The organism is Thioalkalivibrio nitratireducens DSM 14787, assembly GCF_000321415.2.
GTDB lineage: Bacteria > Pseudomonadota > Gammaproteobacteria > Ectothiorhodospirales > Ectothiorhodospiraceae > Thioalkalivibrio > Thioalkalivibrio nitratireducens.
In genome coordinates, this window is the sequence record NC_019902.2 from 2,131,337 (window position 1) to 2,153,983 (window position 22,647).

The following is a 22,647-nucleotide window of genomic DNA, read 5'->3' on the forward strand; positions in this document are numbered from 1 at the left end:
TTGAACAGCCGCGGGCTGGCCCGCAGGGTGAGCGCAGCGAATAATCCAGGCGGCGCGGGGAGGACTAACGCCGTTTGGATCGCCACGTTGCTTCGCGCCTCGCGATGACGGTGGTTTCGATGACGGCCCGTTCCAATTTGCGGAGCTTCCCTGATAATCAGGTCCCGGTATGCGCGCGAGTATCATGTGCGTGTCGGTGCTCGCCGATGCTCCCGCCCGATTCCCGGGGTCGCCACCCCGGGCGGGCTCTATCCCCCGTTCTCATAGCAGCCCCCGAGCGCGGTCATGCGCATCGAGCGCGTCCGCGGGCCAGCGGGTCATCTTCTCGCTGATCCGGACCGGTGGAGGGATGATCCCGTCGCGTACCCATCGCCATACGCTCTGGCGCGCGATCCCGTAGCGTGCCGCCACGTCGACATCGCGCAGCAGGCGCAGGCGCGTAGGGGCGGTGGATGGGGTGGTCGGTACTGCGGTGTGGTCGGTCATCGGCGCCTCCGTGTTGTTTCGCCGATGCCATCCTATTGTCACGACATGATTCGATGCGCAACTGCGCGGCCGCATCTGTCGGCAGCCGCTACACCTTCACGTGCCCAGGGTTCCCCGGGGTTCCCCGGGATTCAGCCCCGGGGAACCGCTGGGGGAACCGCTGGGGAGCTGACAATTTCAGTAATTTCAATGAGTAGCATTGAGGGTTCCCCGGGTTCCCCCGGTTCCCCCGGTTCCCCCGGTTCCCCGGCAAACAATAGTCGACCGTTAAATTTTCGCGCCCCCCTCGCGCCGAATCGGCAGCACTTCCGCCGCCCCGTGTGGCGCGTTCAGGAGCTTCGCCCAGTCCTCCATGAGCCGGCGGCGCTTGGTCAGAAGATCGCCCCTGCGGTAGGCGCGCTCGACCGCGTTCGGGATCGTGTGCGCCAGTGCCATTTCCGCCACCTCATGCGGGTAGCTGGTGAACTCGCTACACCAGTCACGGAACGTGCTCCGGAACCCGTGCGGCACCGCGTCCACTTTCATGCGGCGCAGGACCGCGCTGATGCTCATGTCCGACAGTTGCCCGAGCCGGGGGGACGCGAATACCAGATCGCAGCCTTCGTGCTGCGGCAGGGCTTTCAATAACCGGATGGCGTCATCACACAGGGGAACCACGTGCTCGCGGCCGGCCTTCATCCGGTCGGCGGGAATCGTCCACGTCCGGGCCTGCAAGTCGATTTCGGCCCAGGTTGCACCGCGAACCTCGCCGGACCGGGCGGCGGTCAGGATCAGGAATTCCAGCGCCCGGGCGGCCATGCCTTCGCGCTGGCGCAGGGCCATCATGAAGTCGTGCATTTCCGGGATCGGCAGCGCCTTGTGGTGCCGAACACGCTTCAGCCTGGTTGGTTTGGGCAGCACGGCGTCCAGGTTTCCCCGCCAGCGGGCCGGGTTGTCGCCGGATCGGTGGCCACTGGCGGTCGCCCAGTTCAGTACCGCCTCGATTCGGCCGCGGACCCGGGAAGCCGTCTCGGGCTTCGTGGTCCACAAATCGTCCCGGCTCAGAGCCTCGACCACATGCGCCAACTCGATGGCATCCACAGGGAGCGCGCCCAGTACTGGGCTGGCGTAGGCGTTCAGCGTCGCCGACCACTGGAGCGCATGCTTCGGGTTGCGGAACTCGCGGGTCTTGGCGGCCAGGAGCTTGCGGGCCGCCTCGTCGAAGGTCAACGCCTTCGCCTCGGCAGCGGCCCGGGCCGCGCGGGCCTCGCGGCGGGCCTGGACGGGATCAACCCCGCTCGCGATCTGTTCCCGGAGAGCGCGCGCCTTCTCTCGAGCCTGGGCAAGGGTGACGTCAGGGTAGGCACCGAGGCCGGCATCACGGCGAGCGGCAAACGGCCGGCCGGTCGAACTCGTGCGCGTGATCGGCAGCGCGTACCGGAAAACCCAGCTTTTCGCCCCCGTCGGCTTCACCACGAGGTAGAGACCGGCGACGCCACCGACGGCATAGCGCCCGGGCTCGACCAGGCGCTTGAGTTCGATTGGGGACAACTCCTTCGATCTCAGTGGCATCCGTTCGTCCGCCCCACAACTGGTCCCACAAACCGGGTCCGAGACCACCACCCAAGATCGGATGGGGCCACGTTCCCACAACCGTTCCCACAAAGAGGATAGCATTGGACGCGACTTCTTGCGACAACCTGTTACAGGACCAGAAAGGGTAAAGCCCGTCAGAACAGGCGCTTATGCTCCATATTCTGACGGGCTTTGACTTGCTGCTACAGTGAACTGGCGGAGAAGGTGGGATTCGAACCCACGAGGGGCTTGCACCCCTGCCGGTTTTCAAGACCGGTGCATTCAACCGCTCTGCCACTTCTCCCCGGTGACGTATTGTCGGCAGTGATCCGCGATTTGGCAACGTCCCAACCGACTGACTGATCGACTGATATCTATGTGTTGCATCACAATTATCCATTGGAGCCATGGGTCTGCAGCCGGATATACTTCCGCGGCCATCCATTGACCACGAGTTATGCGTCCCGCCTGGGATGGCGGCCCCGGCGCGGCCCAGCCAACAATCGCCTCGCGTGTGGCGGGCCGGACGGTGAAATTCCTTGCCCGTTGCAACCAGCGGGCCCCGGCTCGGAGCAAAGATCGCCGATGAATCCGCTTCTGCTGCGTTTCTTCCCGTTCATGCGCTGGCAACGGCCGAACCAGGATACCCTGAAGGCGGATCTGTCCGCCGGCATCGCGGTGGCCCTGGTGCTGGTGCCGCAGTCCATGGCTTACGCGCAGCTGGCCGGGCTGCCACCCGTGTACGGACTGTATGCATCGCTGCTGCCGGTGGTCGTGGCCGCGCTGTGGGGCTCGTCGAACCAGCTCTCGACCGGTCCGGTGGCGGTGGTGTCGTTGCTAACTGCCACCGCGCTGATCCCGCTCGCCTCCCCCGGTTCCGGCGAGTTCATCGTGCTGGCGATCGTCCTCGCGTTCCTGGTCGGGATCATCCAGTTGTCGATGGGCCTGTTGAAGATGGGGGCGCTGGTCAGTTTCATCTCGCATCCGGTCATCGTGGGCTTCACCAACGCTGCGGCGCTGATCATTGGCCTGTCTCAGCTGAACAAGCTGCTGGGTGTGCCGATCGATACCAGCGGCCATTTCCTGGTCGGGCTGGCGGGCATGCTGGCCGAGATCGGCCGGCTACACTGGCCCACGCTTGCCTTCGGACTGGGTGCAATCGCGATCATGGTCGGGTTCAAGCGGATCATGCCGAAGGTGCCGGCGGTGCTCGCCGCGGTTGTGATCACCACTGCGTTGAGCTGGATGGTCGGCTTCGAACGCAAGGCCGAGGTGCCGCTGGCCCAGATCGCACCCGAGACGGCCGCGCAACAGATCGAGTCCTGGTCCGAACTGAAGGACAGAAAGAGCGGGATCGACCGGGAGATCCGCGAGCGCGAGGCGGTAATCGAGCGCGCCGATCCGCGCGATGCCGCTGCCCTGCGCTACGAAGCGGATCTGCTGCGGATCGAGGCCGAGAAGGTCCGCGAGGCGACCGAACAGGCGCGCCAGGCGCTTCGTGACGTCCACTTCAGGATGATTGCCGCTGACGACCAACCCCCGCGATTCGTCACCGACGAGGCGCTGGACCCCGAACAGCAGACGGACGGGCGGACCTGGCGCGTCGACGGGATCGACGGCCAGTCGGTCCAGATGAACGCGGGCGGCAAGGTAGTGGGGGACATCCCCGCCGGGCTGCCCACGTTTGCGGTCCCCGATCTCAGCATCACCACCGTCGCGGCACTGTTCACGACCGCGTTCGTAATCGCACTGGTCGGATTCACGGAAGCGATCGCGATCGCCCGGGCCATCGCGGGCCGCACCGGGCAGCGCCTGAACCCGAACCAGGAACTGATCGGCCAGGGGCTCGGCAACATCGCGGGCAGCTTCACGCAAGCCTATCCGGTCAGCGGCTCGTTCTCGCGCTCGGCGGTGAACCTGAACGCCGGTGCGCGCACGGGTCTGTCCTCGACCTTCACGGCGGTGCTGATCCTGCTGGTGCTGCTGTTCCTGACCCCGCTGTTCTACCACCTGCCCGAGGCGGTGCTGGCAGCGATCATCATGATGGCGGTGATCGGGCTGATCAACTTCAAAGCCATTCACCACGCCTGGCTTGCCAGTCGACACGACGGTGCGGCCGCGATCGTGACTTTCGTCGCGACGCTCGCGGTCGCCCCCCACCTGGACATCGGCATCCTGATCGGCGTGGGGCTCGCGGTCGCGCTGTTCCTGTACCGCAGCATGCGCCCGCGCGTCTCCGAACTCGCGCGGTATTCCGATGGCACCCTGCGCGAGGCCCAGCGCTACGGCCTGAAGGCTAGCGAGGACATTGGCCTGCTGCGTTTCGACCGATCCCTGTATTTCGCCAACGTGCCCTACTTCGAGGACGCGGTGCTGGAACTCGCCGCGCGACACCCGAACGCGAAATACCTGGTGGTGGTCACCAAGGGCATCAACGAGATCGACGCATCCGGCGAAGAGGTTATTCACTCGCTGGTAGACCGTCTGAAAGCCCGGGGCATCACACTCGTCTTCGCCGGCCTGAAGGCGCAGGTGCTGGAGGTGATGGAGCGCACGGGGCTGGACGAGGTGATCGGCAAGGAGAACATCTTCCGCTCGACCGATGCCTCCATCGCCGCGGTTCAGGCACGCGTGGCGGCCGAAAAGGAGAAGGAAGCGGCGAAGAACCAAAAGGAGTCTTCGGACTGAACCCGCCCCCGGGCGAAACCGTAGTGAACGGCAGGCAGGCTGCACGCCACGCGTCCTGCCGCTACACTGTGCGGCGTCTGTCGTCTCAACAGGAGAAACCATCCGTGTCCGAACAACGCCTCGCTCACGCGCGTACCGGCACCACGTCGGTTACCGAAACCATCCGCACCAATAAAGTCATCCGCAGTACCTACCTGCTGCTGTCGCTGACCCTGGCCTTCAGTGCGGTCACCGCCTTCGTGGCCATGGCGATCAACGCGCCCCCGGTGCACTGGATCGTGATGATCGCGGTGCTGATCGGCGGCCCGTTTGCGATCCATGCCGTGCGCAACTCCGCTTGGGCATTGCTGCTGACCTTCGCGTTCACGGGCCTGCTGGGCTTCTTTCTCGGTCCGATCCTGACCGCCTACCTCGGCCTGCCGAACGGCCCGCAGATCGTCGGCAACGCCCTCGCGACGACCGCCGTCGCGTTCGTCGCGCTGTCCGGCTATGCGCTCGCCACCCGCAAGGACTTCAGCTTCCTGGGCGGCTTCCTGATCGTGGGCCTGGTGCTCGCGCTGGTCGCGATCGTCGCGAACATCTTCCTCGCAATCCCAGCACTGTCGCTGGCGATCTCGGCCGCGGTCGTGCTGCTGCTGTCCGCGGCGATCCTGTTCGACACCAGCCGGATGATCCACGATCCGGACGCGAACTACATCGTGATGACGGTGTCGCTATACGCAAACCTGTACGTAATGTTCCTGCACCTGCTCAACCTGTTCCATGCCTTCACCGGCGACAGCTGAGCCGGCCCACGCTCGCGCACAGGCCCCGCTCCGCGGGGCCTGTTGTCGTTCGGGGCCTGGAGAAACCTGAGATGAAGGGCGTTTTCCTGGATCTGAGTACGGTCGACCGGGGCGACCTCGACCTCGAACCGCTGCACCGGGCGCTGCCAGAATGGACCTTGTTCGACACCACCCGGCCGCGGGAGACGGCGGATCGAATCCGTGAGGCCGAGGTGGTGGTCACCAACAAGGTTGCACTGGATCGAAACCTACTGGCCCAAGCGCCGCGCCTGCAGCTGATCTGTGCCGCCGCGACCGGCACCAACAACATCGACATCGGTACCGCCGCCGAGCGCGAGATCCCGGTCTGCAACGCCCGGGATTACGCGACCGACTCGGTGACCCAACACGTGTTCGCGTTGCTGCTGACGCTGGTGACGCGGATCGATGCCTACCGGGCCGACATCCGGGCCGGGCGCTGGAGCGCATCCGATCAGTTCTGCCTGCTCGATCACCCGGTCCGCACGCTCGCGGGGATGCATCTTGGGATCGTCGGCCGGGGCGTACTCGGCGAGGCCACCGGGCGACTCGCGGAAGCCTTCGGCATGCAGGTCAGCTTCGCGCGCAGCCTGCGTCCTGACGTGCCGGCGACGGACAACCGCCCGGAACTCGACGACCTGCTTCCGGAAATCGACGTGCTGAGCCTGCACCTGCCGCTGACCGAATCGACCCGGAATCTGATCGACGCCCGCCGGCTCGCCCGGATGCCCGCCGGAAGCCTGCTGATCAACACCGCCCGCGGGGGCCTAGTCGACCCCGAGGCACTCGCCCAGAGCCTGCGTGCCGGGCACCTCGGCGGTGCCGGCATCGACGTACTCGAGCCCGAGCCGCCCCCACCCGGACATCCGCTGCTCGCCCCGGACATCCCCAATCTGGTGCTGACCCCGCACACGGCCTGGGCGGCGCGAGGCGCCCGCCAGAACGTGCTCGACGAGGTCCGTGCGAACATCGAAGCCTTTCTCGCCGGTCGTCCGCGCAACGTGGTGAAACCGTGAGCGATTCCGGCAGCGAACTGCAGCACCGGATCGAGGAACTCGAGATCCGCATGGCTCACCAGGAATACGCATTGGAGCAGCAGGGAGAGGAACTGCGGCTCCTGCAACAGACCAACGCCCGCCTGCTTCGGCAATTGCAGGAACTGGTCGACCGGGTGCAGGCGCTCGTGGACCGCCCCGCCGCGGACCCTGCCGGCGAGCCGCCTCCACCGCATTATTGAGCGTCGGACTGCCCGTGCGACTGGTTCGAAGCCCCGGTTGTGGCGGCCACGCGCAGGCGCTCGCGGAGGCGCTGCTCGCCGACGGCCAGGTGATCGAAGACCAGGACACCGATCCGGACGGCGTGCAGCTCCATTGCGGCCCGGAGGGCCTGTCCCTGGTCACGCCGGCCCCGCGTCCGCTCGAGCTTCGCATCGACTTCACCCGGGGCCGCCAGGCCTACCGGCTGGCACGGGCGGGTCACGCCCGCGAGGATCTGCTGCGCGCGCTGGGTACCCTGCCCGCAGGGAGCCGCATCCTCGACGCCTCCGCAGGCCTTGGCCGGGACGCGCTGGTGCTCGCGGCAAGGGGCTTCCGCGTGCTGGCGTTCGAACGACACCCCGTGCTTGCCGCCCTGCTGGAGGATGCGTTACATCGAGCCCAGGCGTCTGCATCACTGCGGCCGATCCTCGATCGCATCGACCTCCGCGCCGAGGACGTGCGCACGGCGCTTGGCGACCTGGAACCCGTGGCCGAAGCCGCAATCTTCGACCCGATGTTTCCGGCTCGCGCCAAGGACGCGGCGGTGAAGAAAGAGATGCAGATATTGCAGCAACTGATCGGCGCGGACCCGGACCCGGATGCACCGGAAACGCTTGCGGCCCTGCGCCGCCATGTGCGCCGCCGCGTGGTGGTGAAGCGCCCGTTATATGCCCCGCCCGTGGGGGACGAAACGCCTGCCCACGCGCTGCGCGGGCGCAGCATCCGCTTCGACGTCTACCTGCCGCTCCCCGGCTCCGGCGAATCCGCCGCAGCGAGTCCGCGGGCGCGCTAGTGGACCGACACGAATACGGCACGGCGGGCGCGTGCGACTGCGATACCCCGGCGGCCAGGCCCCGGGGGCGGAATCCCCGGCAACGGTTCCCGACGCCCGTGCACGATGCCGCGCTCGCGCCGCGTATCGCGACACCGCGCACCGGCCCGGCCAGCGACCCCGCCCCGCCCTGCAAGCCCCCGGGACGCTCAGGACCGCCCGAGGATCAGGCGCTCCCGCTCGATGCGGTGGCGCGGGATCGCGAGGTTGCGCATTGCCGGCTGTCCGCGGTATACGCGGCCGGCAAAGTCGTAGCGCCCGGCCCGGCACTGGTCACGGAATCCGCCCACCCAATCGGGATCGCTGCCTGGCGGCACCAGTTCCAGCGGACAGCCGAGATCGGTGCTCTCGGCAAACACCACCAGCCACCGCTCCCGGAAGCCGCGATGCGCCTCGGTCAGCCCGCGAGGCCGCCGATCGAGTCGTGAGGCCGGATCGTACAAGGCATCGTCCGGGGGCAATGCGTCGAGCATTTCCGGGCTTCGATGGAGAATCAGCACGCGGCGACCCTTCCATTCGATCTCCCGCAGTGCACCGGGCTCGATCCCGGCCAGATCGACCTCGAGCGGCAGATCGACGTTGCCCCCGGGTGGCGACAACAGTGCCAGTAGCAGCACCAACGCAAAGGTGCCGAGCGCGAGCAGCGCCATCAGCTTCAACGCCACCCGCAGCCGAAGCCGCAACAGGTTGTCCTGAGCCATCGCGCTCCCCGCCGTCACAAATGCTCCGGAGATCCGCCCGCGTGGCACCGGGCGGGCCCGCTTCACTTGGACACCGAGTGTACTTGTTGTTCGCAAGGCCCGGGTCGCATCGCTTCGTCCGGAAACCGAACTCGTGGAAAAGTCGCGCCAGTCAGCCCTGCGCCGGGCCGCTGGTGTAACCCAGGGTTCACAACTGCCGGACCGAGGCCGCCATCGCCACGTCCATCCGGGCTCCGCAACGCTCGGGGTACCGCCATGCGTCGGTGGAGGGCACCCTGGATTCCGGCACCTACTGATATACTGGCGGGCCATCACGAACCCGCAGAAACCGCACCATGAGCCGCAGACCATCTCCCTCCTCAGGCACCGGCTACGCCGGCATCCACAACGACCTGTACGGTGGCATGACACCGGTCGGTGGCATCATCAAGGATGCCTGGGTCTTCGGCCTGATCTCCGAGGAGCAAACCTGCGAGGGCTGGCAGACATCGCAGCTGCAGAACCTCCACGACCAGGTCGCCGCCGAGTGGGACAAGTACGGCCTGCTCGTCGGCAATCTGCCGCCGGAGCTGCGCGAACGCCACAACCGGATCCACGGTGCGGCAATCGAGCGCGCACGCGAACTCGGCTGGCGACCGGGTGCCGACCTGGACAGCGAGATGCGCGAGGACGACGAACTCGCGCCCGACGCACCACGCTAGCTCTCTTGGTGCGCGCCCACCACCCCCGACGATGAAAGCCCCCTCCCCCGCTTGCGGGGGAGGGTTGGGGTGAGGGAGTGGTACAGCGGCGACCCCGGCCCTCGCCCCCGGCGCAAGCGGGAGAGGGACGGGAGAGGGAGATGTGGTGCGCGCTGCGCGCGATTTTCGCGCTAACTTCCATGCCCTCGGGCGTGAGGCACCGGTGTTTGTCAACATAGTTGTCCGCTTTTTCATGCGGCCTGAGCGACCACCGAGCCTGGGGTTTGAGCATGTTCCTTCAGTGGGTTGAGCCAGACGTGATCGATCGGCGTCCAGTTGCGCGTGTGCCGCAACCAGCGTGTCGGGTGGGCGCGTTGGGCGTCCTGGTAGACCTGGTGCCGGCTGCCTCGGCCAAGGCTGACCTCTCTCGCTTGTCGGGCGAAGGCATTTTGGTCGCTCGGCAACGCAGTTGTGCGCCGCCTTTCTTGCCACAGTCGTTGGACGACTCGAGTCACTCCACTGCGCTTTCCCGAATTAAGCGTTGGCACCTTCGGCGGTGTCCCGGACGATCTCATACAAGGCAACCAGGGCGCGGTTGGGTGCGCGGTTGTTTTCCAGGCGCAGGGCGTTGCCGTAGCGGTTAAAGGCCTGGGTGGCGACTGCGTGGTTACCGTGGTCGCGGGCCAATTCAAGGAGCCAGCGGCAGAATGGTTCGTGGGCCGGGTCGACGGCCTGCGCTCTGCGAGCGGCTTCCATGGCGGCTTTCGGCCGTTGTTCGTTGAGGGCTTGCCGGATCGCATGATCGGCCGCGGCATGAAAGTGTTGGCGCAGGTGAGGCCCCAGGGGGTGTGGCCATTCGGCTGCGGGAACATCGGACTGTTCGGCGATTCGTAGCGCGGCCTCCCAGGCGGTCGGTTCGTCGCGATTCGCGGCTTCCAGGTGAGTGCCGAGGGCGCCAATGTCGGTCCAGCAAACCGCCGGATCGAGGGCCAGGCGCTGGTTCTGCAAGCGTATGGCTTCCGCGATGCCGAGTTTGCGGCGCACGCGATGGAGCAGAGTATCGAAGGCGTGCCGGGCGCGATCGCCTTCGGCATCGGGCCAGAGTGCATCCAGCGCATGCGTCTCGGGAAGCTCGCGACTCCCGGCCGCGGCAATCAAGCGCAGCAGCGTGGCACTCTTGCCGCTCAGGTAAATCGGACCATCGACACCCGTCACTCGTAACGGGCCTAGAACACGGATGCGCAGGGGCCATGTATCGGGTGGAGCATGCTCGGGTGGACGCCACAGGGGTAGTCCGTTTCCGCGTGCCAGCAAAGCCACGTAGTCGCCATCTCCGCCGACATCGATCCCCCGCTGGCACAGTTGGTCGAGCTCGTGGCGGTCGGACCACGGGATCCACCGGTAGCCTCGATCGCGCCCGTCCTGCAGCGTCTGCCCGAGCAACTCATCCGCCCAGATCGTGCGGCCGATATCGACGAGCGCCTGGCTGGCGACGAGGCGGGCCAGCCAGCGGTACAGAGGCGCGTGCAGTTCGCGCGCCCGTTGGTCGATAGCGATGGCCTTGTGCAGGGATTTACGGGGCTGCCCCCCATGGCGCAGGGAACGCGCCACCGCGAGTCGAGCCAGAAGCTGGGCATTGGCAGGCCCGCGGCCGGCGATGAGTCGGTGGGCATCTTCGGCCAAGCTGGCAGCGGCGACCACGTCCCCGGCGCGTAGTCGAATCCAGCCGCATACCCATGCCTGGAAGCTGGCATCCGTGGGCTGGCTCGGTTGAGTGGAAAGGCGGGTGCGCTCGAGCCATTCTTGCGCGCTGGTGTGGTCGCCGCGCCGCAAGGCCGCACAGGCCCCCAGGGCTTCGAGTTGGAAGTCCCACAGATGGACGTCGTGTTCCCGAGCGCATTGCAGCGCATCGGCGATACGGCGACCTGCGGTCTCCGGGTCGGGTTCGAACCAAAGTTGATATCCCGCCACGGCTGCCGACCACATCACTTCCTGCAGGGGGGGGAGCTTGCCTCGGGCTTCGGCGACCCGGCCCTGCTCGAGCGTACGGACGGCGCGCCCGCGATGGCCGTACATCCAGGTGTCAATCACCAGGAGACCGTGCAGCGCTCGTATCCGCTGGTGGTCGGGCACGGGCAAACGGGCGACCTGCTCGGCGGTGGCAAGCCAGACCTCGCAGCGCGGATCGTCGGGGGCAATAACGCCCAGTAACAACACGGCTGCGGCAGCGAGCTGGACGGCGGCGAATGGTTCCAGCTCGTTCATCCCGTCCGGCCCCAGTGCGTCGAGTTCCTCGAGCAGCCATTCCAGGCGATCGAAGGTACCCCATTGCAGCCAGGCCTGGTCGACCAGACCGGCCCAGGCGAGCGCGCTGCCGGAAGTATCACCGTGGTCCCGCAGCGTGGTCAAAGCGGTTTCCAGCAGCCGTTGTGCCGCAGTTCCGTCCCGGGGTGCCAGCGCCAGCCCATACCACAGGTGCAGACGGGAACCGGGTGGGCGTATGGCAGCGGGCAACTGGCCGATCCAGTCGGCCAGGATTGTGTGTTCGCCTCGTTCGAGCATAGCGGGTGCCAGCCGGGCAATGGTTTCAGCAGCCGGTTCTCGCGCGTAGGCGGCAAGCCAGTAGCCGATCGCCCGTTCCGGATCCCCGCTCGCGGCGAGGGCATCGCCGAGACGTCGGTATCGTTGCCCCGCATCGCCCTGACGGGCCTGCCGCCGCAGGTAGTCCGACAACAGCGGATGCAGCACCAGGGTGCCGTCGTTCCATTCCAGCAGGCGGTTGCCTCGAGCCAGCTCGTCCAGCCGCTCCTGTTCGGCCGGGTCGGCCAGGGCCCTGGCGACGGCGAGCGGGGTATGTTCCAGCAGCGCCATGGAGGTCAGAAGATCGCGCACCTGCGGCGGCAGGTCGGAGAGCACCTCGTGTTCCAGGTACTGGTCGAACAGGGCCGGATCCTCGCCGGCCGCGCGCCGGAGGGTTGCCAGGAACCCAGCCACCCAGCCCTTCGAAACGGTCAGTGCCTGTCGCACCCGCTCGGGCTCGCTGGCGATCTCCGGTACCGTGGTGAGGGCCAGGGCTTGGGCTTCCGTAGCGGACAGACAAAGGTCACGCGCCGCCATGTGCCCCATCCGCGCCTCCAGCCGCAATCGAGCCAGGCTGCAGGGGGGTGGTACACGCGCGGTAACCAGGATCGCGTTGTCCACACCGCTCAGGGTCGCCAGTTCCGCCAGCCATGTCCCGAACGCCTTACTGTCGGCAACCGCCTCAGCACCGTCCAGCACCAGCGTACAGGGTCCCAGTCGTTCGAGCATGCCGGCGATACACTGTCCTGGAGGTACGTCGGCGTAGGGGCGCGGCGCGGGCGGTGTTGGTCCCTTGGACACCACCGGCATGGCCACCTGCAGATCCTGTTCCAGGCGCTCCAAGTCCCGGTGGGCACCTCTCAGGCGCAGCCAGATCTGCCTGCCGCTGCGGGCGTGCAGCAACGCGCTGGCCAAGGCCGACTTGCCGGCTCCGGGCGGACCTTCGAGCCACAGCGTACCGCCTCCGGCGAGCTGCTCCAGCCAGGTTTCGCAGCGGGTCTGCATCCAGTCGCCAGCGCGGGGCGGAGGTCTGGTCCGTGCTGTGATGGCTGACTGGGTGGACGTGCTCGCAATCTGCTCGTGATCTCGTTCCATGAACCCTCCAGTCCGCCTCTATGGATGACAGGGGCCGGTCAGCCAATCAAAGCCCGGGCTTTCTGATGCCCCCACCGGGTCATCACGGTCACCCCTGGCCCCGGGGCGAGATGTGAGATAGATGTAAGAAAGTGTGTCTTATAGTGCCCGCAGGATCAGGAAACCTCAAAACGGGAGAACGAGCGGATGTCAATGAAGCGATATGGCCTCGTAGCGGCCGGCGCCGCGTTGCTGGGCAGCGCGGCTGTGCTTCAATCGGTCGCTGCGGCGCCGGTGGAATGCGCCGATAGCGCCTGCTTTCTCGAGTCCGTTGCCCAATGTGAGGATGCCGTCTTCGCGCCTCGGGAAGGCGACGCGATCGGAGCCCGTGGGCGCTACCGGATCCTCGGGCCGACGGAATACGCCTGCCGCCTGGAGTTCACGTTTGTCGAAAACCCCAACCCCGCCTTGGTGGGCAAGTCGTTCACGTTCGTGATCGACCCCAGCGGCATGGCCTCAGCGGATGATCTCCGGGACGTGGTCGCGACCTGCCTGATGGGGGGCGAGGCCTGGTACCAGTGCGAGGGTCCTCTGATCGAACAGGCCACCGGCCGTGCCGGTCCGCCCCGGCTCCTGGAGGGTGGCATCGGTTCACTGCCATGCGGAAGGTCTGTGGATGTCGGAGGCCCCGAACTTTATCCCATGCCCGCCGACGGCAAGTGGGGATACGTGGATCGTGACGGCACATGGCATATCCCGCCACAGTGGGATCAGGTAAGGGATTTCCACGAGGGGCGTGCGGCCGTGGGCGGCCCCGCCAACTGGGGCATCATCGACCGCGACAGCCGGGAGGTCGTGCCCCTCCAGTACCAAGGGACTTCTTTTGTCACCGTCGACAACCGGAACTGGTACAGCCCGCCCTTTTCGGCGTACTCCGAAGGCTGCACGGTCATGACCCACTTCACCACCGAGACTCAGCCATCCTTCTTCATCGATCGCGATGGCAAAGCATGGTGGCGGGGCGAGGCACAGCCCGAGGCCCTGCGGGGCCGCGATATCCAGCGCTTTGGCCGTTTCTCCGAGGGTCTGGCATGGTTCCGGGAAGGCTTCGGGGAAGAAGCCCGGTTCGGCTGGGTCGATAGCGCCGGCGATATCGCCATCGAGCCCGAGTTCACGCAGGCCGGGCGGTTCTCCGACGGATTGGCCTTTGCCGCCGTGGCTGACGGGCAGGGCGCGTTCATCTCGCCGGAAGGATCCCCCCTGCTGCCGCGGAAGTGGATGCTCTACAACGCTGGTCCATTCTCCGACGGCTTGGCCCGAGTCAGCGCCGGAGCCTTCGATCTCGCCTACTGGAGCCACGACGACGTCGTCTTCGAGAAGGTGCGTTTCCCGGACCCGAAAGGCGACCGGCCCGCCAATGCGGAAATCAGCGAGGCCGGAGATTTCCGCGACGGACGCGCACCGGTCATCACCGGATTCCGGGATGGTAACGAGCTTGTGTACGTCCGCCGTGACGGAACCGTAGCCTTCGTGCCGGACGACCTCGAGGGCATTCGGGTGTGCAACCGCCGTGCACTCCCCGAATTCCACCAGGGACTGGTCCGCCTGGTCGTTGCCGACGACGGGGCGAACTGCGGCAACGAGGGCTATACCCGCGGCCTGGCGCGCTACGAAGAAGCCCACTATGTCTACCTTGATACCGGCGGGAACGTGATCTTGAGGCAGGAAAAATGATGTCGGATCCCGCACCGGTTCTGTTTCACCCCACGCGGGAGGAATCACACTGCCGCCCGCGATCAGTCGCGGAAATTGATGTATTGCAGTGGCCGGTCGAAGGTCTCCGCACGTAGCAGTGCGATCACCTGCTGCAGGTCGTCGCGCTTCTTTCCGGTCACCCGAACCTGGTCGCCCTGCAGGCTGGCCTGGACCTTGATCTTCGAGTCCTTGATCAGCCGCTGGATCCTCTTGGCGAGGTCGGCATCGATCCCCTGCCGGATATATACGTCCTGCTTGACGCCGGTTCCGGCCTTGGTCACCTCCTGCGGATCCATACAGGCCACGTCGATACCGCGCTTGGCCAGTTTCATGCGTACAATATCGAGCACCTGTTCGAGTTGGAACTCCGCGTCCCCGCGCAACTGGATCGTGGTATCGCTCAGCTCCACCGCGGCGGACGTACCCTTGAAGTCGAAACGGTTGTCGATCTCGCGGCGCGCCTGGTCGACGGCGTTGCGCAGTTCCGGCAGTTCGACCTCGGACACTACGTCGAAGGACGGCATGCAAAACCTCCCCTTGAAGGACTGAATCTCGTGGCTATTCCCGCACTGATTGTAACCGGAGCCCTGCTGGCCGCGCTGGCCGTGGGCCTTGGCGCGTTCGGCGCGCACGGTCTGGAGGCCCGGCTGTCGGAACGGGCGCTGGCAACCTGGCAGACGGCCGTGCAATACCAGTTCATCCACGCGTTAGCGCTCGTGTTGATCGCAGGCCTGTGGAGTCGCATCGATCCCGGTTGGGGCATCGCGGCCGCCCTGGCCCTGCTGGCGGGGATCGTGTTCTTCTCCGGCAGCCTCTACGGGTTGGCACTGGGCGCGCCCCGGACCCTCGGTGCCGTCGCACCGATCGGCGGCACGCTGTTCATTCTTGGCTGGATTGCCCTGGCCATCGCGGCCCTGCGCCAGGGCGTCTGAGCATCGGGTCGCGCCTGCGTGCCCGGGAATCGGGTTCACCGGCGGCCCGTTCGGACGGGCGTCATCCATGCACGATCGCTGCGGTCGCCGCGCCGGGCTTTCAAATTCTGCCGGGTCCACTGCGTCCGAGAAGGGACACCGCGCGGAGCACGAACCCGGCGCGTCCAGTCGGCAATACAGACTCTCCGGAGCCCCGACTGCTGGCTCAGTCGCCAGCCGGGTCCTTGCCCATGGCATGCAGGTGGGCTTCCAGCTCGGCCATCACGTCGACGGCTCTGCCCTTCTCCAGCGCCTGCTCGACCCGCTTCACCACGGGCAATGCGACCGCACGGCCGCGCAGCTGTGCCCGCGCCAGCGCGAACGACAGCGTGCGGAACTGCCGGGAGAACAAGTAGCTCAGCGTGGCGATGATCAGCGCGGCCCACATGTTCCCGGCGAACCAGACCCAGATGGCGACCCCGTAGCCCGCGAACGTGGCCACGAAAATCGCGAGTGCGGCCCGGTGGGTTCTCGCGATCAATTCCTCCACAATGGCCCGATGTTCCACCACGAACTCACGCTCGAAATACACGCCGCTACTCCGCTGTTCCGCCTTTGGCTCGCGCAGTATAAGCCACCGGGGTCGGCGGCAATGAGCGCGCACGGCCCTACCCGAATGGCATCGCGATGACCTGGACACCCGACATTGCCGCGCTCGGGAACCGGCTGCGCAAGAATGCCCGACACTGGGGCCGCTGGGCCCGGCGCGAGGATACCGAGTGCTGCCGCGTCTACGACCGGGACCTGCCCGACTTTCCCCTGCAGATCGACCGCGACCGCGTGCAGCTGTTATCTTGAGACCCGCGCAGGTTGCACGGACACCAGAACCTGTCCCGGGCGCGCTGCCACGAAGGGTGGTTGCGGCTGCAATCACTCCGCGCCGGCCGCACGCCAGCGTTCGAAGGTCGGGTATTCCTCGTAGGCACGCGTGAGCACGTAGTTCATCACGTTACGCAGGCGCGTCAGCGCCACCACCGAATCGATGCGGATGACTTCCCGGCCCCGCTCGTCGAAGAAGACCATCGTCGGCGCCCAGTGGATATCCAGCGCCCGGCCCCATTCCTCCGCGGTCGTGCGCTCGCCGTCCGGGGTGATCACCGGGGTCTCGGCATCGAGATCGAGCTGCACCGCATCGAACAACTCGATCAGGTCCAGCACGCTGTCGTCCTGCAGCGGCTCCGAGTGCAGCACATCGCAGGCATGGCAGGCTCGGCGCTCGAAGAAGACCACCAGCGGTCGCTGCGCCGGGATCCGCGAGCGGTCCAGCATGTGCGGAGGGTTCTGGAAAAAATCGCGTTCATTGATGTCGTCGACGTCGAACTTGGGCGGAGGATCGGCACGTTCCAGGTACTCCCGGAAACTGCCCTCGCGGTCGTGCCGGTCAATCACATACTCGAGTGCTGCGCGGAAACGATACGGCGGGTAGTAGCCGCGGATCCGGTGAATTTCGTTGCCTTCGGCGTCGAAAAAGGTGAACGCCGGGGTGAAGTTCAGCCGCCGCTGCACCGCGAAGTTGCGCTCGCTCATCACTTCACCGTCCAGGGTTACCACGTCGCGGCTGCCCTGGACATCGAGTGCGATCACATCGAAGTGATCGGAAAAATACTGCTCGATATCGGGCTGCGCGAGGTTCTCGTGGATCATCGCCTCGCAGTAAGGACAGTCGTCCATCCCGAAATAGATCGACAGGCCGTTCTTGCCCCGTTCGACCGCGCGCTCCAGATCCTCCCCGAAGTCGAGGAAACTCAGTTCGAACCACTCCGGTGTGTGCAGTCCGATCTCCCGCGGGGTGTCATCGATGCTCGGGAAGTCCGGACCGGTGGCCGCCAGGGCTACGCCCGCGAACAGCAGAAAGCCGGTCGCCAGGATCATCCGGAGGCAGTTCCCGACCGGAAGACGCTTTGCTCGAGCCATCGTCGAATCTCCACGATTTGCAATACCACGGGGCGAGGCACTGGCCTGCCCGGCGCGTCCGCTGCCAATGTACCCGCAGCCGCCACACCTTCCGAGCGACGCGCTGCGCCGGACACGTACACTCGCACCGGCACGCGCGGGGCGGCCATGCCCGGGCGCCGGCGGCCACTCCCGGCCACCGGGTGCACCTTCACTTTGACGGCGGAACCAGCCTGTCTGTTCCACCGAGATAGGGCTGCAACGGCGCGGGGATCACGATGCTCCCATCCGCCTGCTGCCCATTCTCGAGCACTGCGACCAGGGTCCGGCCTACCGCCAGACCGGAGCCGTTCAGCGTATGCACCAGTTCCGGGCGCGCCCCGGGCTCGGGCCGGTAGCGCGCCTGCATGCGCCGTGCCTGGAAATCGCCGAAACTCGAGCAGGACGAGATCTCGCGGTACGCCTGCTGGCCGGGCAGCCAGACCTCAAGGTCGTAGGTGCGCGTGGACGCGAAGCCCATGTCGCCGGTACTGAGCAGCACGACCCGGTACGGCAGATCCAGTGCCTGCAGCACCGCCTCGGCATGCCCGAGAAGCGACTCGAGCGCAGCGTCCGAGTCCTCAGGGCGCACGATCTGCACCAGTTCCACTTTCTCGAACTGGTGCTGCCGAATCAGGCCCCGCACGTCGCGGCCATAGCTTCCGGCCTCGGACCGGAAACAGGGGGTATGCGCGACCATCTTCAGCGGGAGCTGGTCCCCGTCCAGGATCTGCTGCGCGACCAGATTCGTAACCGGCACCTCGGCGGTCGGGATCAGCCGGAAGCCCTGCTCGCCCTTCACCGAGAACAGGTCGGCGTCGAATTTCGGCAGCTGGCCAGTGCCCAGCAAGGCCCCGGGATTCACCAGGTAGGGCACGTAGACCTCCTGGTAGCCATGCGTACCGGTGTGCAGGTCCAGCATGAACTGGGTCAGCGCGCGGTGCAGCCGCGCCATCACCCCGCGCATCACCACGAAGCGCGACCCGGACATGCGGGCGGCCGCCTCGAAGTCCAGCCAGCCGCCGGGCGCCCCGAGATCGACATGGTCGCGCGGATCGAAGTCCAGCGCGCGCGGCTCACCCACCCGGCGCACCTCGACGTTCGCGCTCTCGTCCGTCCCCTCGGGAACATCGGGCTGCGGCAGGTTCGGAATCTGGAGCAGGAAGTCCTCCAGTTCGCGCTGCACCTGCTGCAGATCGTGCTCGCACTGCTTCAGCTCGTCGGACAGCACACTAACCGCCGCCTTCAGCGGCTCGATGTCTTCGCCGCGCGCCTTCGCCTGCCCGATCGCCTTGGACCGGGTGTTGCGCTCGTTCTGCAGCTCCTGGGTGCGGACCTGCACGTCCTTGCGGCGGGCTTCCAGCGCCAGGAACCGTTCACGGTCGAAGTCGAAACCGCGGCGCGCGAGCGCGGCCGCAGCGGAATCGAGATGCTGCCGCAGAATCCGGATATCAAGCATGGAGCGAATCGCTGGATGTGGTGAAACGGCGCAGTGTAAGGCCCGCCCCGGCAAACTTCCATCGCCAGTGACACCCGGAGATTTCCTGGTCGACCGCAGTGCCGTCAGTCTGCGGCGGCCGGCTCGTAGTTCGCGCGCACGTAGGCGGGAGCGATGGCGTAGGGCTTGCTGCCGTCCTCGGGGAAGGCCACGTAATAGCCCCCGTCCCAGTCGTCGACGGTATCAGGGGCGATCCGCTGCACCCCCTCCTGCGTCTCCACCTCGAACGGCTCGGTCATCCGCAGCAACTGCACCCGGGTGCTCTTGCGGAACCAGGTCATGCCATCGGGCCTGTTTCCGCGCGAAAAGCGGGGCAGAGACGCCGCGGGAGATGCCGGCTCGGGCAGGCCTTCGGTTTCGATCAGTTGCCGGAACTCGCGGAACCAGCGTGCCAGCTTTTCGTGGTAGTGATGGCTCTCGTACGCAGGCCCGTTGTAGAACCGCGCCACGCTGCGGAAATCGGCGTCGCCGGGCGCCGCCTTGCGCACCACCTCGTGCCGCGGGCGCAGGAAGCGGGCAATGAACGCGACCTGCTCGGTCACCGGTGCGCTGAACAGGGCCTCGGCGTTCGCGGCGCCGACGGCACGGTGGTTTTCGCCCATGATCTGCCCCAACCCCATGCTCATCGAACGCAGCCGCAGATCCTCGAGCGACGTGTCCGGCTCGGCGGCGTTCAGGCGCGACAGGTAATGCTGTTCAAACCGCGGGCGGATCACGCCCGCGGTTTCCTGCCGGATGATCGCAAGCACCCACTCGGGCCGCACCCCGATGTCCTCCTCCGCATCAAGGGCATCGCATGCCGCCCGGACATACGCACCGTAGCGCGCCAGGATCGCGCGGCTGTTCAGGAAACGCCGCTTGTGCAGCGCGTTCAGGTGAAAGATCGCGTGTTCGATGTCGCCGCTCATCACCCGCCCCGCACCGATACGCTCCAGCGCCACGGTCGCCATCCGTTCCAGCGTGGGCACGGTCAGCGTGGTGTCGGGGATCGCGGTGATCAGCCGTGCCGCGGTGTTCCACTGGCAGGGGTAGCACAGGGTGTCGCGGTCGATCTTGCGCGTGAGTCCGTGCTCGAACTGGAACTGCGCGACGCCGCGGTTCGTCCCGCGGCCGAAATCGCCGTCGACCAGGAATCCGCCCGAAGCCGCAGTGGAGTAGCCGAGGAAGACCATCAGGCGCTGCACGGCCATGATCGCCGTCTCCCCAGCCGAGCGCCGGGTCAGCATCGTGTCCCCGGCCAGAAAGCGCTCGAGATCGCGCTGCCAGACCGAGTTGGCATCGTCGGGATGGGTGAGGATTCGCTGCAGCAGAGGATCGGCAGAAAGCTCAGCCAGTGTCATGGTTCACGCTCCCAAGGCGCTCCAAAATGCCCCGATGCTCGATCCCGGCGCCATCGTGCTGGCCTCGCATACGGGGCCGTATGCGAGGCACGGGGCGCCTGGCTCGACGGGGCACCGTGACCGGAACGCGATGGTGGCGACGCTGAACCGGGGGTTGGAGGGCCCGCCGGCGACGACGTTCAGATCGTTGGGAGTTTCCGCCGAGCGCCTGGAAGGGGCTCGGGATCCTCCGTGGTCTGGCCGCCAGCCGCCGGCTCTCCGCCGATGCCGTGTGCGGTATCGCTGCTCTCGCTGCGACTCAGTGCATGTAAGTCTGTCGGTTTCCCAAGCTTGCACACCCCGTACGGATGGCTTGACGGTGTTCCGTTCAGTTCCGTTCATGCTGACACGTTGCTGTAACAGATCCGCCGCATCCAGCCGGTAGGCACAATCCTCGGCTCCGCAGTTCCTACTACCACCAGGACAATCTGTTCCCTTCCGCATCACGGACCCTTGCGGGATACACCGCAGAGTGCCCTTACAGAAGCCTAGGCCCCCGGCATGCAGGATTCAACTGGTCTTCGCGCAATCGCACCACCGGCACCAAGCCTGAATCACCCCGAATCGGCATGGCTACCGGAGGTTCCGGTTCCGCCCTGTTCGTCCCACCCGTTGCGATGGCTCAGACCACCACGATGAAAGAAGCGTAGGGCGGAAAAGGCCGAAGGGCGTCATCCGCCGACCAGCGCCGGGGTTGCCGCACACTCCTGGGCATTAGATACGCCGCATGGCGAATCACGCTTGCGAGACCGTGAAAGAATGGGCACCGATGCTAGGGAGCAGGCGTGAAACGCACTGGGACGAACGGAGCCGCGCGTGGACGGTGCGAGCCGCTAACTGTCATGCCGCCGGGCGCGCGGCACCCCCGATGATGAAAGATAATGGGCGTGCTGTCGCGTCGGGCTGAGGTCGCGATAATTCTTGATGGCGCCTGACCGCGCACGCTAACTCGACCCGCTGCCCTTCACTCGTACCCCGGATTGCCTGGCATGGCCTGGAAGGGTCATGGACAGCGCACGCTAAAAAGAGCCGTCGAGTCCCGACAGGCCGTTGAAGGACGGCGCCCTTGGCGACAGCACATCGTGAAGGATAGTGCGTTTGCCCGAGGAGGTCAGCATGGACATTACCCCGATTCACCGGCGCGTTGTCGGTCTGGATGTGCACCAGAGCAAGATCACGGCCTGTGCGCTGATCGAGCAGCCCGATGGCAGTGTGGCGGTGGAGCACCGGGAGTTTGGTGGTTTCAAGCGCGATCGGCGGGCGTTGGCCGAGTGGGTTCGCGGGTTTGACCCCGAGGTCGTGGTGATGGAGAGCACTGGGATCTACTGGAAGAGCCCCTATGCGGCCCTTGAGCGTGTGGGCGTCATGGCCTGGGTGGTCAATGCCCGTCACGCCCGAAACGTGCCTGGCCGCAAGACCGACCTCTCCGATGCCCAGTGGCTGGCCACGCTGGCCCGTGCCGGTCTGCTGCGGGCTTCGTTCATTCCTCCGGCCGAGATCCGCCATCTGCGCCTGATCGCCCGGCAGCGCCAGAAGCTGGTCGGGATGCTGGCCGCGGAGAAGAACCGGCTGCACAAGGTGCTGACCGATGCCGGGATTCGCCTGAACGTGCTGGTCTCCGACGTACACGGCGCGTCGGCACGGGCCATGATCAAGGCCCTGCTCGCCGATGCCCCATGCACGCAATCCTCGACCTCGCCGGCCGCCTGCGGGCTTCCCGCGAAGAACTGTTCGAAGCCCTGCAACCGGAGGAACTGAGCACCAGGCACCGCTTCGTGCTCAACGAGGTTCTGGCGCACATCGAGTACCTCGAGGCCATGATCGCCCGCTTCGAACAGGAACTGCTTGCGGGTCTGGCCCCCTGGGAGCCGCAGGTGTGCCTGCTGGAAACCGTGCCCGGCATCGACCGCATTGGCGCCGCCATGCTGCTCGTCGAAATCGGTACCGACATGGCGAGCTTCGGCAGCGCCGAACGCCTCGCGTCCTGGGTCGGCATCTGCCCCGGCAACCACGAGAGCGCCGGCAAACGCAAAGCGGACGCACGCGCAAGGGCAACGCCTGGGTCCGTCGCCTGCTGTGCGAGTTCGCGCAAGCCGCCTCCCGCACCCGCTGTGCGCTCAAGGACAAGTTTCGGCCTTGTCCATCCGCAAGGGACACAAGCGCTCCATCGTGGCCCTGGCGCACAAGCTCCTGCGCATCGTCTACGCCATGCTCAATCATGCGGCCCCCTACCAGGATCGCACCGTCGATTACGAGGCTCTCGTCGTGCAGCGCAACGCGCCGCGCTGGCTGAAGATGCTGGAAAAGCACGGCTATCTCACCGCCACCTGAGCCGCCACACAGGCTCTTCGAGTCCCGCAAGCAGGCATTTGCGCACCGGCATGCGTCACGCCAGAATCTCGCTCGCCCCAACGTCAGGTTCTTTCACGCTAACTTTCATGCCCTCGGCCGCGAGGCA

At 66.4% G+C, this 22,647-nt stretch carries 18 protein-coding genes, 1 tRNA gene and 1 pseudogene; 10 read left to right on the top strand and 10 right to left on the bottom strand.

All coding sequences use genetic code 11. From position 1 onward, the window contains the following. Positions 1-261: 261 nt before the first annotated feature. The 3 genes from TVNIR_RS09900 to TVNIR_RS09910 all read right to left on the bottom strand — a co-directional run bounded on the left by TVNIR_RS09900 (position 262) and on the right by TVNIR_RS09910 (position 2,344). Positions 262-486, bottom strand: a complete 225-nt coding sequence (locus TVNIR_RS09900; protein WP_015258891.1) for a helix-turn-helix transcriptional regulator — start codon at positions 484-486, stop codon at positions 262-264. 267 nt (positions 487-753) lie between these two features. Then, complete coding sequence (locus TVNIR_RS09905; RefSeq protein WP_015258892.1) at positions 754-2,037, bottom strand: tyrosine-type recombinase/integrase; 1,284 nt, start codon at positions 2,035-2,037, stop codon at positions 754-756. A gap of 217 nt (positions 2,038-2,254) precedes the next feature. After that, positions 2,255-2,344 (bottom strand) — tRNA-Ser (locus TVNIR_RS09910). A gap of 281 nt (positions 2,345-2,625) precedes the next feature. On the opposite strand from TVNIR_RS09910, the gene TVNIR_RS09915 reads away from it, so the two are divergent. The 5 genes from TVNIR_RS09915 to TVNIR_RS09935 all read left to right on the top strand — a co-directional run bounded on the left by TVNIR_RS09915 (position 2,626) and on the right by TVNIR_RS09935 (position 7,580). Beyond that, the gene (locus TVNIR_RS09915; protein ID WP_015258893.1) at positions 2,626-4,728 is read left to right on the top strand and encodes a SulP family inorganic anion transporter; all 2,103 of its coding nucleotides are present in this window, start codon (positions 2,626-2,628) and stop codon (positions 4,726-4,728) included. 104 nt (positions 4,729-4,832) lie between these two features. Beyond that, the gene (locus tag TVNIR_RS09920) at positions 4,833-5,513 is read left to right on the top strand and encodes a Bax inhibitor-1/YccA family protein (RefSeq protein WP_015258894.1); all 681 of its coding nucleotides are present in this window, start codon (positions 4,833-4,835) and stop codon (positions 5,511-5,513) included. A gap of 71 nt (positions 5,514-5,584) precedes the next feature. Then, a complete protein-coding gene (locus TVNIR_RS09925) occupies positions 5,585-6,547 on the top strand; it encodes an NAD(P)-dependent oxidoreductase (protein WP_015258895.1) in 963 nt (320 codons plus the stop codon). Further along, on the top strand, positions 6,544-6,768 hold the full coding sequence (locus tag TVNIR_RS09930) for a SlyX family protein (protein WP_015258896.1): 225 nt from the start codon (positions 6,544-6,546) through the stop codon (positions 6,766-6,768). Before TVNIR_RS09925 ends, TVNIR_RS09930 begins: the two co-directional genes overlap by 4 nt. Before the next feature lie 8 nt (positions 6,769-6,776). After that, a complete protein-coding gene (locus TVNIR_RS09935; protein ID WP_043740523.1) occupies positions 6,777-7,580 on the top strand; it encodes a class I SAM-dependent methyltransferase in 804 nt (267 codons plus the stop codon). A 188-nt stretch (positions 7,581-7,768) separates the two neighbouring features. Here the strand turns inward: TVNIR_RS09935 and TVNIR_RS09940 are convergent, their stop codons facing one another. After that, the gene (locus TVNIR_RS09940) at positions 7,769-8,320 is read right to left on the bottom strand and encodes a Rieske (2Fe-2S) protein (RefSeq protein WP_043739586.1); all 552 of its coding nucleotides are present in this window, start codon (positions 8,318-8,320) and stop codon (positions 7,769-7,771) included. A 335-nt stretch (positions 8,321-8,655) separates the two neighbouring features. Between TVNIR_RS09940 and TVNIR_RS09945 the strand changes: the two genes are divergently transcribed. Further along, the gene (locus tag TVNIR_RS09945; protein ID WP_015258899.1) at positions 8,656-9,021 is read left to right on the top strand and encodes a hypothetical protein; all 366 of its coding nucleotides are present in this window, start codon (positions 8,656-8,658) and stop codon (positions 9,019-9,021) included. Between the two features lie 513 nt (positions 9,022-9,534). Here the strand turns inward: TVNIR_RS09945 and TVNIR_RS09950 are convergent. Continuing rightward, the gene (locus TVNIR_RS09950; protein WP_157092254.1) at positions 9,535-12,585 is read right to left on the bottom strand and encodes a winged helix-turn-helix domain-containing protein; all 3,051 of its coding nucleotides are present in this window, start codon (positions 12,583-12,585) and stop codon (positions 9,535-9,537) included. 276 nt (positions 12,586-12,861) lie between these two features. Here TVNIR_RS09950 and TVNIR_RS09955 point away from each other — a divergent pair, with 276 nt between their 5' ends. Continuing rightward, a complete protein-coding gene (locus TVNIR_RS09955) occupies positions 12,862-14,388 on the top strand; it encodes a WG repeat-containing protein (RefSeq protein ID WP_083499429.1) in 1,527 nt (508 codons plus the stop codon). A 62-nt stretch (positions 14,389-14,450) separates the two neighbouring features. Here TVNIR_RS09955 and TVNIR_RS09960 read toward each other — a convergent pair whose 3' ends face one another. Next, the gene (locus TVNIR_RS09960) at positions 14,451-14,933 is read right to left on the bottom strand and encodes a YajQ family cyclic di-GMP-binding protein (RefSeq protein ID WP_015258904.1); all 483 of its coding nucleotides are present in this window, start codon (positions 14,931-14,933) and stop codon (positions 14,451-14,453) included. 30 nt (positions 14,934-14,963) lie between these two features. On the opposite strand from TVNIR_RS09960, the gene TVNIR_RS09965 reads away from it, so the two are divergent. Continuing rightward, positions 14,964-15,341 carry a DUF423 domain-containing protein gene (locus tag TVNIR_RS09965; protein WP_015258905.1) on the top strand — a complete coding sequence of 126 codons (378 nt, stop codon included), beginning with the start codon at positions 14,964-14,966 and terminating at the stop codon, positions 15,339-15,341. Between the two features lie 205 nt (positions 15,342-15,546). Here the strand turns inward: TVNIR_RS09965 and TVNIR_RS09970 are convergent, their stop codons facing one another. Further along, a complete protein-coding gene (locus TVNIR_RS09970; protein ID WP_015258906.1) occupies positions 15,547-15,912 on the bottom strand; it encodes a hypothetical protein in 366 nt (121 codons plus the stop codon). A gap of 95 nt (positions 15,913-16,007) precedes the next feature. Here TVNIR_RS09970 and TVNIR_RS19790 point away from each other — a divergent pair, with 95 nt between their 5' ends. Next, a complete protein-coding gene (locus tag TVNIR_RS19790) occupies positions 16,008-16,178 on the top strand; it encodes a hypothetical protein (RefSeq protein ID WP_015258907.1) in 171 nt (56 codons plus the stop codon). A gap of 72 nt (positions 16,179-16,250) precedes the next feature. On the opposite strand, the gene TVNIR_RS09975 is transcribed toward TVNIR_RS19790, so the two are convergent. From TVNIR_RS09975 to TVNIR_RS09985, 3 genes are all read right to left on the bottom strand, one after another. After that, entirely contained in the window at positions 16,251-17,294 is a 1,044-nt protein-coding gene (locus TVNIR_RS09975) for a thioredoxin family protein (protein WP_043739589.1), read from the bottom strand. Positions 17,295-17,484: 190 nt separating this feature from the next. After that, entirely contained in the window at positions 17,485-18,771 is a 1,287-nt protein-coding gene (serS, locus tag TVNIR_RS09980) for a serine--tRNA ligase (RefSeq protein ID WP_015258909.1), read from the bottom strand. A 104-nt stretch (positions 18,772-18,875) separates the two neighbouring features. After that, on the bottom strand, positions 18,876-20,150 hold the full coding sequence (locus TVNIR_RS09985; RefSeq protein WP_015258910.1) for an N-acetylmuramidase domain-containing protein: 1,275 nt from the start codon (positions 20,148-20,150) through the stop codon (positions 18,876-18,878). A 1,155-nt stretch (positions 20,151-21,305) separates the two neighbouring features. On the opposite strand from TVNIR_RS09985, the pseudogene TVNIR_RS09990 reads away from it, so the two are divergent. After that, positions 21,306-22,520: pseudogene (locus TVNIR_RS09990) on the top strand (IS110 family RNA-guided transposase). Positions 22,521-22,647 lie beyond the last annotated feature (127 nt).

Coding starts and splice junctions, on each gene's coding strand:
- TVNIR_RS09955 (WP_083499429.1), top strand. CDS start 12,862: ATGTCAATGAAGCGATATGGCCTCGTAGCGGCCGGCGCCGCGTTGCTG.
- TVNIR_RS09900 (WP_015258891.1), bottom strand. CDS start 486: ATGACCGACCACACCGCAGTACCGACCACCCCATCCACCGCCCCTACG.
- TVNIR_RS09915 (WP_015258893.1), top strand. CDS start 2,626: ATGAATCCGCTTCTGCTGCGTTTCTTCCCGTTCATGCGCTGGCAACGG.
- TVNIR_RS09940 (WP_043739586.1), bottom strand. CDS start 8,320: ATGGCTCAGGACAACCTGTTGCGGCTTCGGCTGCGGGTGGCGTTGAAG.
- TVNIR_RS09950 (WP_157092254.1), bottom strand. CDS start 12,585: ATGCAGACCCGCTGCGAAACCTGGCTGGAGCAGCTCGCCGGAGGCGGT.
- TVNIR_RS09985 (WP_015258910.1), bottom strand. CDS start 20,150: ATGACACTGGCTGAGCTTTCTGCCGATCCTCTGCTGCAGCGAATCCTC.
- TVNIR_RS19790 (WP_015258907.1), top strand. CDS start 16,008: ATGACCTGGACACCCGACATTGCCGCGCTCGGGAACCGGCTGCGCAAG.
- TVNIR_RS09975 (WP_043739589.1), bottom strand. CDS start 17,294: ATGGCTCGAGCAAAGCGTCTTCCGGTCGGGAACTGCCTCCGGATGATC.
- TVNIR_RS09945 (WP_015258899.1), top strand. CDS start 8,656: ATGAGCCGCAGACCATCTCCCTCCTCAGGCACCGGCTACGCCGGCATC.
- serS (WP_015258909.1), bottom strand. CDS start 18,771: ATGCTTGATATCCGGATTCTGCGGCAGCATCTCGATTCCGCTGCGGCC.
- TVNIR_RS09960 (WP_015258904.1), bottom strand. CDS start 14,933: ATGCCGTCCTTCGACGTAGTGTCCGAGGTCGAACTGCCGGAACTGCGC.
- TVNIR_RS09905 (WP_015258892.1), bottom strand. CDS start 2,037: ATGCCACTGAGATCGAAGGAGTTGTCCCCAATCGAACTCAAGCGCCTG.
- TVNIR_RS09925 (WP_015258895.1), top strand. CDS start 5,585: ATGAAGGGCGTTTTCCTGGATCTGAGTACGGTCGACCGGGGCGACCTC.